12 protein-coding genes are annotated in these 14,799 nt (G+C 56.8%); 4 read left to right on the forward strand and 8 right to left on the reverse strand.

The features are described 5' to 3' along the window. Positions 1–7: 7 nt before the first annotated feature. The 8 genes from KGA83_RS07695 to rpmH all read right to left on the reverse strand — a co-directional run bounded on the left by KGA83_RS07695 (position 8) and on the right by rpmH (position 7,836). Entirely contained in the window at positions 8–805 is a 798-nt protein-coding gene (locus tag KGA83_RS07695) for a ParA family protein (protein WP_007969897.1), read from the reverse strand. A gap of 18 nt (positions 806–823) precedes the next feature. Then, positions 824–1,468 carry a 16S rRNA (guanine(527)-N(7))-methyltransferase RsmG gene (gene rsmG / locus KGA83_RS07700; protein ID WP_007969895.1) on the reverse strand — a complete coding sequence of 215 codons (645 nt, stop codon included), beginning with the start codon at positions 1,466–1,468 and terminating at the stop codon, positions 824–826. Further along, complete coding sequence (mnmG, locus tag KGA83_RS07705) at positions 1,465–3,363, reverse strand: tRNA uridine-5-carboxymethylaminomethyl(34) synthesis enzyme MnmG (RefSeq protein ID WP_108218794.1); 1,899 nt, start codon at positions 3,361–3,363, stop codon at positions 1,465–1,467. The genes rsmG and mnmG overlap by 4 nt, the downstream gene beginning before the upstream one ends. A 550-nt stretch (positions 3,364–3,913) precedes the next feature. Continuing rightward, the gene (gene mnmE, locus KGA83_RS07710) at positions 3,914–5,284 is read right to left on the reverse strand and encodes a tRNA uridine-5-carboxymethylaminomethyl(34) synthesis GTPase MnmE (protein WP_223529359.1); all 1,371 of its coding nucleotides are present in this window, start codon (positions 5,282–5,284) and stop codon (positions 3,914–3,916) included. A 79-nt stretch (positions 5,285–5,363) separates the two neighbouring features. Next, positions 5,364–7,043 (reverse strand): membrane protein insertase YidC, encoded by a 1,680-nt coding sequence (yidC, locus tag KGA83_RS07715; RefSeq protein WP_108218792.1) that lies wholly within the window; start codon positions 7,041–7,043, stop codon positions 5,364–5,366. Positions 7,044–7,045: 2 nt separating this feature from the next. Next, positions 7,046–7,291, reverse strand: coding sequence for a membrane protein insertion efficiency factor YidD (gene yidD / locus KGA83_RS07720; protein WP_010207715.1), 246 nt, complete (start codon positions 7,289–7,291; stop codon positions 7,046–7,048). Next, on the reverse strand, positions 7,284–7,685 hold the full coding sequence (gene rnpA, locus KGA83_RS07725; protein ID WP_056727027.1) for a ribonuclease P protein component: 402 nt from the start codon (positions 7,683–7,685) through the stop codon (positions 7,284–7,286). The genes yidD and rnpA overlap by 8 nt, the downstream gene beginning before the upstream one ends. Before the next feature lie 16 nt (positions 7,686–7,701). Next, positions 7,702–7,836 carry a 50S ribosomal protein L34 gene (gene rpmH, locus KGA83_RS07730; RefSeq protein WP_003213577.1) on the reverse strand — a complete coding sequence of 45 codons (135 nt, stop codon included), beginning with the start codon at positions 7,834–7,836 and terminating at the stop codon, positions 7,702–7,704. 566 nt (positions 7,837–8,402) lie between these two features. Between rpmH and dnaA the strand changes: the two genes are divergently transcribed. The 4 genes from dnaA to gyrB are packed head-to-tail and all read left to right on the forward strand — an operon-like array spanning position 8,403 to position 14,613. Beyond that, on the forward strand, positions 8,403–9,923 hold the full coding sequence (dnaA, locus tag KGA83_RS07735) for a chromosomal replication initiator protein DnaA (protein ID WP_108218791.1): 1,521 nt from the start codon (positions 8,403–8,405) through the stop codon (positions 9,921–9,923). Positions 9,924–9,962: 39 nt separating this feature from the next. Beyond that, complete coding sequence (dnaN, locus tag KGA83_RS07740) at positions 9,963–11,066, forward strand: DNA polymerase III subunit beta (RefSeq protein ID WP_007969885.1); 1,104 nt, start codon at positions 9,963–9,965, stop codon at positions 11,064–11,066. Positions 11,067–11,086: 20 nt separating this feature from the next. After that, positions 11,087–12,190 (forward strand): DNA replication/repair protein RecF, encoded by a 1,104-nt coding sequence (gene recF / locus KGA83_RS07745; protein WP_095057937.1) that lies wholly within the window; start codon positions 11,087–11,089, stop codon positions 12,188–12,190. 5 nt (positions 12,191–12,195) lie between these two features. Then, the gene (gene gyrB / locus KGA83_RS07750; RefSeq protein WP_108218879.1) at positions 12,196–14,613 is read left to right on the forward strand and encodes a DNA topoisomerase (ATP-hydrolyzing) subunit B; all 2,418 of its coding nucleotides are present in this window, start codon (positions 12,196–12,198) and stop codon (positions 14,611–14,613) included. The last annotated feature ends 186 nt before the right edge of the window (positions 14,614–14,799 follow it).

Raw genomic sequence — 14,799 nt, forward strand, 5'->3', positions numbered from 1 at the left:
GGATTCCTTAAGTTGCCTGAGCAGCGGCGATGCGTGAGTTTTTGCGTTGACGACGAACCATTTCGCCCGCCAATGCCAGATAGGCAACGGCGCCTCGCGATGCTTTGTCGTACGCCAGCGCCGGCATGCCGTAGCTCGGCGCTTCGGCCAGACGGATGTTGCGCGGAATGACAGTGTCGTAGAGCTGTTCGCCGAAGTGTTCCTTGAGCTGCGCCGAGACATCGTTCATCAGGCTCAGGCGCGGGTCGTACATCGTCCGCAGCAGGCCTTCGACCTTGAGGTTCGGGTTCAGCAATTCAGCGATACGCTTGATGTTATCCACAAGGTCGCTCAAACCTTCGAGTGCGAAGTACTCGCACTGCATGGGGATAATTACCCCGTCGGCGGCAACCAGTGCGTTCAAGGTCAGCATCGACAGCGACGGCGGGCAGTCGATCAGGATGTAATCGTAGTTTTCCCGGATCGGCGCCAGCGCACTGCGCAGGCGACTTTCCTTCATCTGCATTTCCAGCAGCACCACTTCGGCCGCGGTGAGGTCGCGGTTGGCCGGCAACAGCTGGTAACCACCGTGTTCGGAGAAGTGCATGGCCTGGGCCAGATCACATTCGCCGATCAGCAGGTCGTAGACCGAGTTTTCCAGGCCATGTTTATCCACACCGCTACCCATGGTGGCGTTGCCCTGTGGATCAAGGTCGATCAACAGCACCCGGCGCTTGGTTGCGACCAGGGATGCTGCGAGGTTGATGCAGGTGGTGGTTTTGCCCACGCCACCCTTTTGGTTCGCAATCGCGAATACCTTAGCCATTCTTGCTTGTGTTCCCAATCATGCCGTGCGGCGCAGTATCAGCAGATGGCGTTGGCCTTGGCAACCAGGTACGGCCAGGGCGTGTTCGCTATCGAGGTGGAAGTCTGCCGGCAATGCTACCAGCTCATCGGCCGGATGAACGCCCTTCATTGCCAGCCAGCGTGTTTCGCTATCGCCGAGGTGGCGAGTCCAGTTGCTGAAGTTCTCCATGCTGCTGAACGCCCGGGAAATGATCCCGTTGAACGGCTGGGCAGGCTGGAAGGCTTCGACGCGACTGTGGATAACTTGCAGGTTATCCAGTTTGAGTTCGAGTTTGACCTGGGTCAGGAAGCGGGTTTTCTTGCCATTGCTGTCCAGGCAGGTCACCTGGGACTCGGGAAACAGAATGGCCAGCGGAATGCCAGGCATGCCGCCGCCACTGCCGACGTCGAGCCAGCGTCCGTTTTCGATGAATGACATCACGCTCAGACTGTCGAGCAGGTGACGGGAGACCATTTCGTCCGGATCACGTACGGCAGTGAGGTTGTAAGCCTTGTTCCATTTGATCAACAGGGCCAGATAACCCAGCAGTTGCGCGTGCTGGGTTTCTGTCAGCGTGACGCCAAGTTGGCGGGCACCTGTGGATAACTCTTCTGCGTGTTGCGAAGTGACCAACGAACTCAAGCGCTTTGCTCCAACTGACGGCCCGCGCCGCGTTTTTTCAAATGAATCATCAACAGCGAAATGGCTGCCGGCGTTACGCCCGGGATACGCGAGGCCTGGCCCAAAGTCTCTGGACGGGTCGCACCGAGTTTGCTCTGGATCTCCTTGGAGAGACCGGAAATGTTCGTGTAATCGATATCCACAGGCAGTTTGGTGTCTTCGCTGGCGCGCAAGCGGGCGATTTCATCCTGTTGGCGATCGATGTAACCGGCGTACTTGGTCTTGATCTCGACCTGCTCGGCAACCTGTGGATCTTCTGCGCCGCCACCGGTCACGGCAATCAGACCAGCGTAGTCGATTTCCGGACGACTCAAGAGGTTGAGCAGGTTGTATTCGTGAGTCAGTGGCGTGCCGAATTTTTCGGCAATGGCATCGCCCTGTTCGGTGCCCGGGCGTACCCAGGTGCTTTTCAGGCGCTGCTCTTCCAGTTCGATGCTTTCGCGCTTTTTGCAGAAAGCCGCCCAGCGCACGTCATCCACCAGGCCCAGTTCGCGACCTTTTTCGGTCAAGCGCAGGTCGGCGTTGTCTTCACGCAGAATCAGACGGTATTCGGCACGGGAGGTGAACATCCGGTACGGCTCTTGGGTACCGAGGGTAATCAGGTCGTCGACCAACACGCCGATGTAGGCCTCGTCGCGACGCGGGCACCAGGCCTCTTTGCCTTGCGCACGCAGTGCAGCGTTGGTCCCGGCCAGCAAACCCTGGGCGCCGGCTTCTTCGTATCCGGTGGTGCCGTTGATTTGCCCGGCGAAAAACAGGCCGCCGATGACTTTGGTTTCCAGGCTGTATTTCAAATCCCGTGGATCGAAGTAGTCGTACTCGATCGCGTAGCCCGGCCGCACGATGTGCGCGTTTTCCATGCCGCGGATCGATTGCACGATCTGCAATTGCACGTCGAACGGCAGGGATGTGGATATCCCGTTCGGATACAGCTCGTTTGTCGTCAGGCCTTCCGGTTCGATGAAAACCTGATGGCTTTCCTTGTCGGCAAAGCGATGGATCTTGTCTTCGATCGACGGGCAATAACGCGGGCCGATGCCTTCGATCTCACCGGCAGCGGAATACATCGGCGAACGGTCGAGGTTCGCGGCAATGATTTCGTGGGTGCGCGCATTCGTGTGGGTAATCCAGCAACTGACTTGCCGTGGATGCTGTTCCTTGTTGCCCATGAACGACATCACCGGGATCGGCGTATCGCCCGGTTGTTCGGCCATCACCGAGAAATCCACAGACCGGCCGTCGATACGTGGCGGAGTACCGGTTTTCAAACGCCCCACACGCAAAGGCAGTTCACGCAGTCGGTGAGCCAACGCGATCGATGGTGGATCACCGGCGCGACCACCGGAAAAATTCTGCAACCCGATGTGGATAAGTCCACCAAGGAACGTGCCGGTGGTCAACACCACGGAATCGGCGAAGAAACGCAGACCCATTTGGGTGACAACACCACGGACTTGTTCCTGCTCGACGATCAGATCGTCAGCGGCCTGTTGAAATATCCACAGGTTCGGCTGGTTTTCCAGGATTTCGCGGACAGCGGCCTTGTACAGAACCCGGTCTGCCTGCGCGCGGGTTGCTCGCACGGCCGGGCCTTTGCGGCTGTTCAGTACGCGAAACTGGATACCGCCCTTATCGGTAGCCATGGCCATCGCACCGCCAAGGGCGTCGATTTCCTTGACCAGGTGGCTTTTGCCGATTCCGCCAATGGCCGGGTTGCAACTCATGGCACCGAGGGTTTCCACGTTGTGCGTCAGCAACAGGGTTTTAACCCCCATACGTGCTGAGGCCAGTGCTGCCTCGGTACCGGCATGACCGCCGCCGATGACGATCACTTCAAAACGGGAAGGGAAATCCACCACGCACCTCGTGCCTGCTTAAGTAGGTAATTCAGGAATAGTTTGAGCCCAGGTTTTTGGACCTGGTCGACAAGTATAGGGACTTCGCCCTTCCTAAAGAACCCTTTGCACAAAAATTAACCAGCTGTGGAAAACTCGGAGTTATAGAAATTAAAAAGAAAGAAATTTATTAAATCTTTGTTTTTATGTTTATTTCTATGCAGGCCACTATCTGTGGATAGATCTATGTAGCCCTTTGTTTTCAATATGTACAGAGATTTAAAACCCTGTGTTCATGTACCAATGAGGCCCTTGGATAACCGGTTTAAGCCTGTGGATGAAAGGGGTGGTTATCCACAGAGGCGGTTATGTTCAGTTTTCGACCCCTGTTATCAACTGACCTTAGCTGCGGTTATTCACAGGGCTTAATCCACAGAAAAGCGCCGTTTGCTTGAAATTCGGGTACAGGAATTGCGCTCAAGCAGACGACGTCCGCTCGGCACTGGAGGTTTCTTTCAGAAAAGGAGGGAGCAGACAGGCACGAATGGCCTGTCTGTGAATAACAGGAGGGCTACTTACCGATACAGAAGCTGGAGAAAATTCGCCCCAACAGATCGTCAGAGCTGAAAGCACCGGTGATTTCACCCAGCGACTGCTGAGCCTGGCGCAAATCCTCGGCCAACAACTCGCCAGCGCCGGCCAGGGTCAATTGGGCACGCCCATGCTCGAGGGCAGCACTGGCATGACGTAGCGCCTCAAGGTGTCGCCGGCGAGCACTAAAGCTGCTTTCAGACGTTTGTTCATAGCCCATGCAGGCCTTTAGGTGATCACGCAGCAGCTCGAGCCCGACACCACCAGACTTGGCGCTCAGGCTGATGGTGACATGGCCGTCGTCGCTGACCTCCATGGCAATGGCTTCGCCTGTAAGGTCGGCCTTGTTGCGGATCAGTGTGACTTTCGCGGGATCGGGACGGATTTCGAGAAACTCCGGCCAGAGTGCGAACGGATCGAGGGCTTCCGGTGCGGTGGCATCGACCACCAGCAGTACCCGATCCGCTTCGCCAATGGCTATCAGGGCTCGCTCGACGCCGATTTTTTCCACATGATCATCGGTATCGCGCAGACCGGCGGTATCCACCACGTGCAACGGCATGCCATCGATGTGGATATGTTCACGAAGGACATCCCGGGTTGTGCCGGCAATTTCGGTCACGATCGCCGCTTCACGCCCAGCCAGGGCATTGAGCAGGCTGGATTTACCGGCATTCGGACGACCGGCAATGACCACGGTCATGCCGTCACGCAGCAAGGCGCCCTGCCCGGCTTCGCGCATGACGGTGGATAACTCGTCGCGCACCTTGTCGAGCATGCTCAGGACGTGGCCATCGGCGAGGAAATCGATTTCCTCTTCCGGGAAATCGATAGCCGCTTCGACATAGATGCGCAGGCCGATCAATTGCTCAGTGAGGTTATGCACACGTGACGAGAAGGCACCCTGCAGGGAGCGCAACGCATTTCGCGCAGCCTGTGCAGAACTGGCTTCAATCAGGTCGGCAATGGCTTCGGCCTGGGCGAGGTCGAGTTTGTCGTTGAGGAAGGCGCGTTCACTGAATTCCCCCGGTCGGGCGAGACGGCAACCCAGTTCCAGGCAGCGCTTGAGCAACATATCCAGAACGATCGGGCCGCCATGGCCTTGCAGTTCCAGTACATCTTCGCCTGTGAAAGAGTTCGGGCCGGGGAAATACAAGGCAATGCCCTGGTCCAGCACTTCGTCGTTTTCACTGAAGAACGGGCCGTAGTGAGCAAATCGCGGCTTGAGCTCGCGACCACTGAAGGCCTTGGCCGCAACGCTGGCCAACGGCCCGGAAATACGCACGATGCCTACACCGCCGCGACCTTGGGCGGTGGCGACGGCGGCGATGGTTTCACGAGGAACGCTCATAAACCGGTATCCAGACAAAAGTGACAGATAGCAAAACGCCCCACTAGGGGGCGTTTTGAGTGGTTATCCACAGTGTAAATCAGGCAGCTGCTTTGGTAGCTGCTTCGATCTTACGCGTGATGTACCACTGTTGGGCGATCGACAGGCAGTTGTTCACTACCCAGTACAGCACCAGACCAGCCGGGAACCACAGGAAGAAGAAGGTGAAGATGATTGGCATCAGCTTCATCACCTTGGCCTGCATCGGATCCGGAGGAGTCGGGTTCAGCTGCTGCTGGATGAACATGGTTGCACCCATGATGATCGGCAGAATGAAGAACGGATCCTTGATCGACAGGTCAGTGATCCACAGCATGAACGGCGCCTGACGCATTTCGACGCTTTCCAGCAGAACCCAGTACAGCGAGAGGAAAACCGGCATCTGTACGAGGATTGGCAAGCAACCACCCAGCGGATTGATCTTCTCTTTCTTGTACAGCTCCATCATGGATTGCGACATTTTCTGCCGGTCATCGCCATGTTGCTCTTTCAGCGCAGCCAGTTTCGGTGCCACTGCACGCATGCGCGCCATGGATTTGTAGCTGGCAGCCGACAGCGGGAAGAAAATCCCTTTGATCAGCATGGTCAGGAAGATGATCGACCAGCCCCAGTTACCCACAATGGCATGGATATGTTGCAGCAACCAGAAGATCGGTTGGGCGATGAACCACAGAATGCCGTAGTCGACCGTCAATTCCAGACCTGGGGACAACTCTTTCAGCACGGCCTGGCTTTTCGGACCGGCGTATAGAACAGCGCTGGTCTCGGCCTTGGCACCCGGCGCAACACTCATCGATGGGCCGGTGTAGCCGATGATGTAGTTGCCTTTGCTGTCTTTACGGGTCTGGACGACGTTGTTTTCGCCCTTGGCCGGAATCCATGCGGTCACGAAGTAGTGCTGCAACCAGGCAACCCAACCGCCAGTGACGGTTTCTTTCAGCGCCGCCTTGTCCATGTCCTTCATGGACACTTTCTTGTACGGCTCGGAACTTGTCCACAGGGCAGCGCCCAGGTAAGTCGCGGTGCCGGTGGCGGTTGTGGAAGATGGATCGGCGCTGGCGTCACGCTTCAATTGCGCGAACATCGCACCTGTCCAGGGCTGAGCGCTCTGGTTGTCGATCAGGTAGGAAACGGTTACGTCGTACAGACCGCGTTTCAGGCTGAAACGCTTGATGTAGTTGACGCCGTCCTTGCTGAACTTCAGGTCTACGACCAATTGGTCCTGACCGTCAGCCAGTTGATAAACCTTCTTCTCCGAGGAATAAACCGGACGACCGGCCGGATTTGCGTCCGGACCGTTGCTGCCGATCAGACCGCTTTGCGCCAGATAAGTACGTTCGCCGCCGTTATCGAACAGCTGGAACGGAATTTCCGGGTGATCCTGACGACGCGGATACAGCGGCAGGGTCAGTTGGGCAACATCGCCACCTTGTGGGTCGACAGCCAGGTCCAGTACATCCGTTTTGATCTGGATGAGGTCCTTGCTCACAGCCACCGGCGTTTCGGCAGGTGCGCTGGTGTCGCTTGCAGCACGTGGAATGTCGTCACTGGCGGAAGCGTTGGAGCCAGATGCCGTATCCGGCAGGCCCGATGCAGTCGTATTGGTGGCAACATTCTGAGTCGGCAGGGCAGCCTGGCCATAGTCCTGGTTCCATTTAAGAACCATAACGTAGGACACGATTGCCAGGGCGACGATCAGGATCGTGCGTTTGATATCCATGATTACTCGGCCATCGAAGAAGAACGGGAGGTAGGGATAGGTGGAACCGGGTCATAACCACCGGGATTCCACGGATGACAGCGACCTAAACGACGAAAGGTCAGCCAGCCACCGCGAAGAAGACCATGATTTTCGATGGCTTCTAACGCGTAGCAGGAACAACTGGGGTAGAAACGACAGTGGCTGGCCATCAGGGGACTAATGGCATAGCGATAAAACTGGATCGGAACGAGTGCCAGTTTACGCATCTGGACTGTCTACCCCTACAGTTTCGGTTTTGACTGCTGGTACCGGCGAACTGCGAGCCAGACGCTTCCAGAGTTTGCCGAAATGCTGAATCAATTCGGGGTTTTCTACATCACCCAAACCTTTGCGCGCGACGATAACGATGTCCCAGCCGACCAGAGAATCCTGGTTCAGGCGAAACGATTCGCGCATCAGACGTTTGAGGCGATTGCGCTCGACGGAGAGCTTTACGCTCTTTTTCCCGATAACCAACCCGAGACGGGGGTGATCGAGATCGTTATTGCGCGCAAGGAGCAGGAGATTTTTCCCCGGAACCTTGCCGGTAGGGGAGTCAAAGACTGCCTTGAATTGCCGGGGAGTAAGCAGACGCTTTTCCCGACTGAAGTCCTGACTCACCTCCAGTGCCGGATTATCAAACTGCCAGACGCGCACGACCTTTGGCGCGACGACGCGACAGGACGGCACGACCGTTCTTGGTAGCCATGCGAGCACGGAAACCGTGGGTACGAGCGCGTTTGATAGTGCTTGGTTGGAAAGTACGTTTCATTGTCGTGTTACCTGGTTCGTCCACAACGGGCCGGAATGGCCCCCGTTTTAAGAGACCGGGGATTCTAGAGAAAGCAAGCCTTCAGGTCAATTTCCAACCAGCGTTTCCTTATAAATAGATCTCCGGACGTTTTGCGCTGAACGAACCGTCGGCAAATATAAGAATAAGAAAGGAAAGTATTTAAAGCTTTTCTGTAAAGCTTATAAAAGCTAGGCCCGCAGCCTTCTGTGGATAAGTCGATTCAGCCCTTGTTTTGTCTGATGTACAGAGAATGACAACTACAGTGGAAAACAGTGTTCAGCCTGTGCTGCGCTGTCGGATAACCTGTGTGTGGATGCTCGGTTTATCCACAGGCCGGTTATCCACCGAGTTTCGCCCCCACTTGTGCAATGACCTTAACCCCGGTTATCCACAGAGCTTATGCACAGACCGCTGGTCGTCTTTTTTGCGTATGAAACGGCGATTCTTCTTGGTCGATGAACCACCTTCGTGTGGATAAGTCGGCGTCTGGTCGCTACAATGGCCGCTTGTTTTTGCCTCACCGGCTTTCAACTTAGGGGATATCCGTGTCAGTGGAACTTTGGCAGCAGTGCGTGGAGCTTTTGCGCGATGAGCTGCCTGCCCAACAATTCAACACTTGGATCCGTCCACTACAGGTCGAAGCTGAAGGCGACGAGTTGCGCGTCTATGCACCCAATCGTTTTGTTCTGGACTGGGTCAACGAAAAGTACCTGGGGCGTGTTCTCGAATTGCTCGATGAGCACGGCAATGGCATGGCGCCTGTGCTTTCCTTGTTAATAGGCAGCAAACGCAGTTCGGCACCTCGTGCCGCGCCCAATGCTCCCCTGGCTGCCGCCGCTTCCCAGGCCCAGGCTGCTCAAGCGCCCGCCAGTCCACCGTCAGCACCTGCCGCCGTGTCGACCAAACGTGCGACACAAAAAGTGGCGGAGGTCACCGAGCAAGAACCTTCCCGTGACAGCTTCGACCCTATGGCCGGCGCCAGTTCACAACAGGCCCCGGTTCGCGCCGAGCAACGTACCGTGCAGGTCGAAGGTGCGCTCAAGCACACCAGTTACCTGAACCGCACCTTTACCTTCGAGAACTTCGTTGAAGGTAAATCCAACCAGTTGGCGCGCGCCGCCGCCTGGCAGGTGGCGGACAATCCCAAGCACGGTTACAACCCGCTCTTCCTTTATGGTGGCGTCGGCCTGGGTAAAACCCACTTGATGCACGCTGTGGGTAACCATCTATTAAAGAAGAATCCGAATGCCAAGGTGGTGTACCTGCATTCCGAGCGTTTTGTGGCGGACATGGTCAAGGCCCTGCAACTGAACGCGATCAACGAGTTCAAACGCTTCTACCGTTCGGTGGATGCGTTGCTGATCGATGACATTCAGTTCTTCGCCCGCAAAGAGCGCTCCCAGGAAGAGTTTTTCCACACCTTCAACGCCCTGCTCGAAGGTGGCCAACAGGTCATTCTCACCAGTGACCGCTACCCGAAAGAAATCGAAGGCCTTGAAGAACGCCTCAAATCCCGCTTCGGCTGGGGCCTGACCGTAGCGGTCGAGCCGCCGGAGCTGGAAACCCGCGTGGCGATCCTGATGAAGAAGGCCGATCAGGCCAAAGTCGAGCTGCCTCACGACGCCGCGTTCTTCATTGCCCAACGCATTCGCTCCAACGTCCGTGAGCTGGAAGGCGCGCTCAAACGCGTGATCGCCCACTCGCACTTCATGGGCCGCGATATCACCATCGAGCTGATTCGCGAATCCCTGAAGGACTTGTTGGCGTTGCAGGATAAACTGGTCTCTGTGGATAACATTCAGCGCACCGTCGCCGAGTACTACAAGATCAAGATCTCAGATTTGCTGTCCAAACGCCGTTCGCGTTCGGTCGCTCGTCCGCGTCAGGTCGCCATGGCGTTGTCCAAGGAACTGACCAACCACAGCCTGCCGGAAATTGGCGATGTGTTTGGCGGTCGCGACCATACAACGGTCTTGCACGCGTGCCGCAAGATCAACGAACTTAAGGAATCCGACGCGGACATCCGCGAGGACTACAAGAACCTGCTGCGTACGCTGACCACTTGATGAACACCAGCGCAGCTTATTAAGGCAAGGGACTAGACCATGCATTTCACCATTCAACGCGAAGCCCTGTTGAAACCCCTGCAACTGGTCGCAGGCGTCGTCGAACGTCGACAGACCTTGCCGGTGCTTTCCAACGTGCTGCTGGTTGTCGAAGGCCAGCAATTGTCGCTGACCGGTACCGACCTGGAAGTCGAGCTGGTCGGTCGTGTTCAACTCGAAGAGCCGGCGGATCCGGGTTCCATCACCGTGCCGGCGCGCAAGCTGATGGACATCTGCAAAAGCCTGCCGAACGATGCGCTGATCGACATCAAGGTCGACGAGCAGAAGCTTGTGGTCAAGGCCGGCCGTAGCCGCTTCACCCTGTCGACACTACCGGCCAATGATTTCCCTACTGTGGAAGAAGGTCCGGGCTCGCTGACCTGCAGCCTTGAGCAAAGCAAACTGCGTCGTCTGATCGAGCGCACCAGCTTCGCCATGGCCCAGCAGGACGTGCGTTACTACCTCAACGGCATGCTGCTGGAAGTGTCCGCCGGCGTGATCCGCGCCGTCGCCACCGACGGTCACCGTCTGGCCATGTGCTCGATGCAGGCCGATATCGGCCAGCCGGATCGTCACCAGGTCATCGTACCGCGCAAAGGTATCCTCGAGCTGGCACGCCTGCTCACCGAGCCGGACGGCAATGTCAGCATCGTGCTGGGTCAGCACCACATCCGCGCTACCACCGGTGAGTTCACCTTCACTTCGAAATTGGTCGACGGCAAATTCCCGGACTATGAGCGTGTTCTGCCTAAAGGCGGCGACAAGCTGGTACTGGGCGATCGCCAGGCGCTGCGCGAAGCGTTCAGCCGTACCGCGATTCTGTCCAACGAGAAGTACCGTGGTATCCGACTGCAACTGGCCAGCGGTCAGCTGAAGATCCAGGCGAACAACCCGGAGCAGGAAGAAGCGGAAGAAGAAGTGGGCGTTGAATACAACGGCGGCTCCCTGGAAATCGGCTTCAACGTGAGCTACCTGCTCGACGTACTGGGCGTGATGACCACCGAGCAGGTTCGTCTGATCCTGTCCGACTCCAACAGCAGCGCGCTGGTACAGGAATCGGATAACGACGACTCGGCCTACGTTGTCATGCCGATGCGTCTGTAATCATGTTCAGCAGAAGCTAGATGTCCTTAAGTCGCGTCTCGGTCACCGCGGTGCGCAATCTGCACCCGGTGACCTTCTCCCCTTCCCCCCGCATCAATATTCTTTACGGCGCCAACGGCAGCGGCAAAACCAGTGTTCTGGAAGCCATCCATCTGCTGGGGCTTGCCCGTTCGTTTCGCAGCACCCGCCTGTTGCCGGTCATTCAATACGAACAACTGGCGTGCACGGTCTTTGGCCAGGTTGAACTGGCGGAGGGTGGGCAAAGCGCCTTGGGCATTTCGCGGGATCGCCAGGGCGAATTCCAGATTCGTATCGATGGGCAGAATGCGCGCAGCGCCGCGCAACTGGCCGAGATCTTGCCACTGCAACTGATCAATCCGGACAGCTTTCGATTGCTGGAAGGTGCGCCGAAGATTCGCCGACAGTTTCTCGACTGGGGTGTGTTCCACGTGGAACCGCGTTTCATGTCAACCTGGCAGCGCTTGCAGAAGGCCCTGCGCCAGAGAAACTCTTGGCTGCGGCATGGTACACTTGACGCCGTTTCGCAAGCGGTTTGGGACAGGGAACTGTGCCAGGCCAGCGCTGAAATAGATGAATACCGCCGCGCTTATATCAAAGCCTTGAAACCAGTCTTTGAACAAACCTTGAGCGATCTGGTTGAGCTTGAAGGCTTGACGCTCAGCTATTACCGCGGCTGGGACAAAGACCGTGAACTGAGTGCTGTGCTCGCCGGGTCTCTGCAGCGGGACCAGCAAATGGGGCATACCCAGGCCGGACCACAACGTGCTGATTTGCGTCTCAGACTGGGCGCGCACAACGCCGCGGACATCTTGTCCCGTGGCCAGCAGAAGTTGGTGGTTTGCGCATTACGGATTGCCCAAGGGCACTTGGTCAGCCAGGCTCGACGCGGTCAGTGTATTTATCTGGTGGATGACTTGCCGTCCGAGCTGGACGAGCACCACCGTCGCGCGCTTTGCCGCTTGTTGGAAGACTTACGCTGCCAGGTATTTATCACCTGTGTAGATCACGAATTATTGAGGGAAGGCTGGCAGACGGAAACGCCAGTCGCTCTGTTCCACGTGGAACAGGGCCGTATCACCCAGACCCACGACCATCGGGAGTGAAGGCATTGAGCGAAGAAAATACGTACGACTCAACGAGCATTAAAGTGCTGAAAGGCCTGGATGCCGTACGCAAACGTCCCGGTATGTACATTGGTGACACCGACGATGGCAGCGGTCTGCACCACATGGTGTTCGAAGTGGTCGATAACTCGATCGACGAAGCTCTCGCCGGCCACTGCGACGACATCAGCATCATCATCCACCCGGATGAGTCCATCACCGTTCGTGACAACGGTCGTGGCATCCCGGTAGACGTGCACAAAGAAGAAGGCGTTTCAGCAGCCGAGGTCATCATGACCGTGCTGCACGCCGGCGGTAAGTTCGACGACAACTCCTATAAAGTATCCGGCGGTCTGCACGGTGTAGGTGTGTCGGTGGTGAATGCACTGTCCAAAGAACTGGTCCTGACCGTTCGCCGTAGCGGCAAAATCTGGGAACAGACTTACGTACACGGTGTTCCGCAAGAACCGATGAAAATCGTTGGTGAGAGCGAAACCACGGGCACCCAGATTCACTTCAAGCCATCGGCTGAAACCTTCAAGAATATACACTTCAGCTGGGACATCCTGGCCAAGCGGATTCGTGAACTGTCCTTCCTCAACTCCGGTGTCGGCATCGTCCTCAAGGACGAGCGCAGCGGCAAGGAAGAGCTGTTCAAGTACGAAGGCGGCCTGCGTGCGTTCGTTGAATACCTGAACACCAACAAGACTGCGGTCAACCAGGTGTTCCACTTCAACGTCCAGCGTGAAGACGGCATCGGCGTGGAAATCGCCCTGCAGTGGAACGACAGCTTCAACGAGAACCTGTTGTGCTTCACCAACAACATTCCACAGCGCGACGGCGGTACTCACCTGGTAGGTTTCCGTTCCGCACTGACGCGTAATCTGAACACCTACATCGAAGCAGAAGGCCTGGCGAAGAAGCACAAGGTCGCCACCACCGGTGACGATGCCCGTGAAGGCCTGACCGCGATCATTTCGGTGAAAGTGCCGGATCCGAAGTTCAGCTCCCAGACCAAAGACAAGCTGGTGTCTTCCGAAGTGAAGACCGCGGTCGAACAGGAAATGGGCAAGTACTTCTCCGACTTCCTGCTGGAAAACCCGAACGAAGCCAAACTGGTCGTCGGCAAGATGATCGACGCGGCCCGTGCCCGTGAAGCGGCGCGTAAAGCCCGTGAGATGACTCGTCGCAAAGGTGCACTGGACATCGCCGGCCTGCCGGGCAAACTGGCCGACTGCCAGGAAAAGGACCCTGCCCTTTCCGAACTGTATCTCGTGGAAGGTGACTCTGCTGGCGGCTCCGCCAAGCAGGGACGTAACCGTCGGACCCAAGCCATCCTGCCGCTGAAGGGCAAGATCCTGAACGTCGAGAAGGCGCGTTTTGACAAGATGATCTCTTCGCAAGAAGTGGGCACCTTGATCACCGCGCTGGGCTGCGGCATCGGCCGCGACGAGTACAACATCGACAAGCTGCGTTACCACAACATCATCATCATGACCGATGCTGACGTCGATGGTTCGCACATCCGTACCCTGCTGCTGACCTTCTTCTTCCGTCAGTTGCCGGAGCTGATCGAGCGTGGCTACATCTACATCGCTCAGCCGCCGCTGTACAAAGTGAAGAAAGGCAAGCAAGAGCAATACATCAAAGACGACGACGCCATGGAAGAGTACATGACGCAGTCGGCCCTGGAAGATGCGAGCCTGCACCTGAACGAAGAAGCACCTGGCATTTCCGGTGAAGCACTTGAGCGTCTGGTGAATGACTTCCGTCTGGTGATGAAGACCCTCAAGCGTCTGTCGCGCCTGTACCCACAGGAGCTGACCGAGCACTTCATCTACCTGCCAGCGGTGAGCATGGAGCAACTGTCCGATCACGCAGCGATGCAAGATTGGCTGGCTCAGTACGAAGTTCGCCTGCGCACCGTCGAGAAGTCCGGCCTGGTTTACAAAGCCAGCCTGCGTGAAGACCGTGAACGTAACGTCTGGCTGCCAGAGGTCGAACTGATCTCCCACGGCCTGTCGAACTACGTCACCTTCAACCGCGACTTCTTCGGCAGCAACGATTACAAGACTGTCGTTTCGCTAGGCGCTCAACTGAGTACCCTGCTGGACGACGGCGCGTACATCCAGCGTGGCGAGCGCAAGAAGCCGGTGACCGAGTTCAAGGAAGCCCTTGAATGGCTGATGGCTGAAAGCACCAAGCGTCACACCATCCAGCGATACAAAGGTCTGGGCGAAATGAACCCGGATCAGCTATGGGAAACCACCATGGACCCAAGCCAGCGCCGGATGCTCAAAGTGACCATCGAAGACGCCATTGGCGCGGACCAGATCTTCAACACCCTGATGGGTGATGCGGTCGAACCTCGTCGTGACTTCATCGAGAGCAACGCTTTGGCGGTGTCCAACCTGGACTTCTGATCCCGGTCGATGCCAACGAAAAGGCCAATGCATTCGCATTGGCCTTTTTATTGTCTGCGTGTCCCGTCCTGAATAAGGTTTACACCTTCTGACCCATTCTCAGGAGGAAGTAATGAACACGGGTGAAAGGCGCAGTCAGCGCGACTACACGTTGACCTTTAAATTGTCGGTCGTCGATCAGGTCGA

The sequence above is a fragment of the Pseudomonas sp. GL-R-19 genome, from assembly GCF_019956375.1.
Lineage (GTDB): Bacteria > Pseudomonadota > Gammaproteobacteria > Pseudomonadales > Pseudomonadaceae > Aquipseudomonas.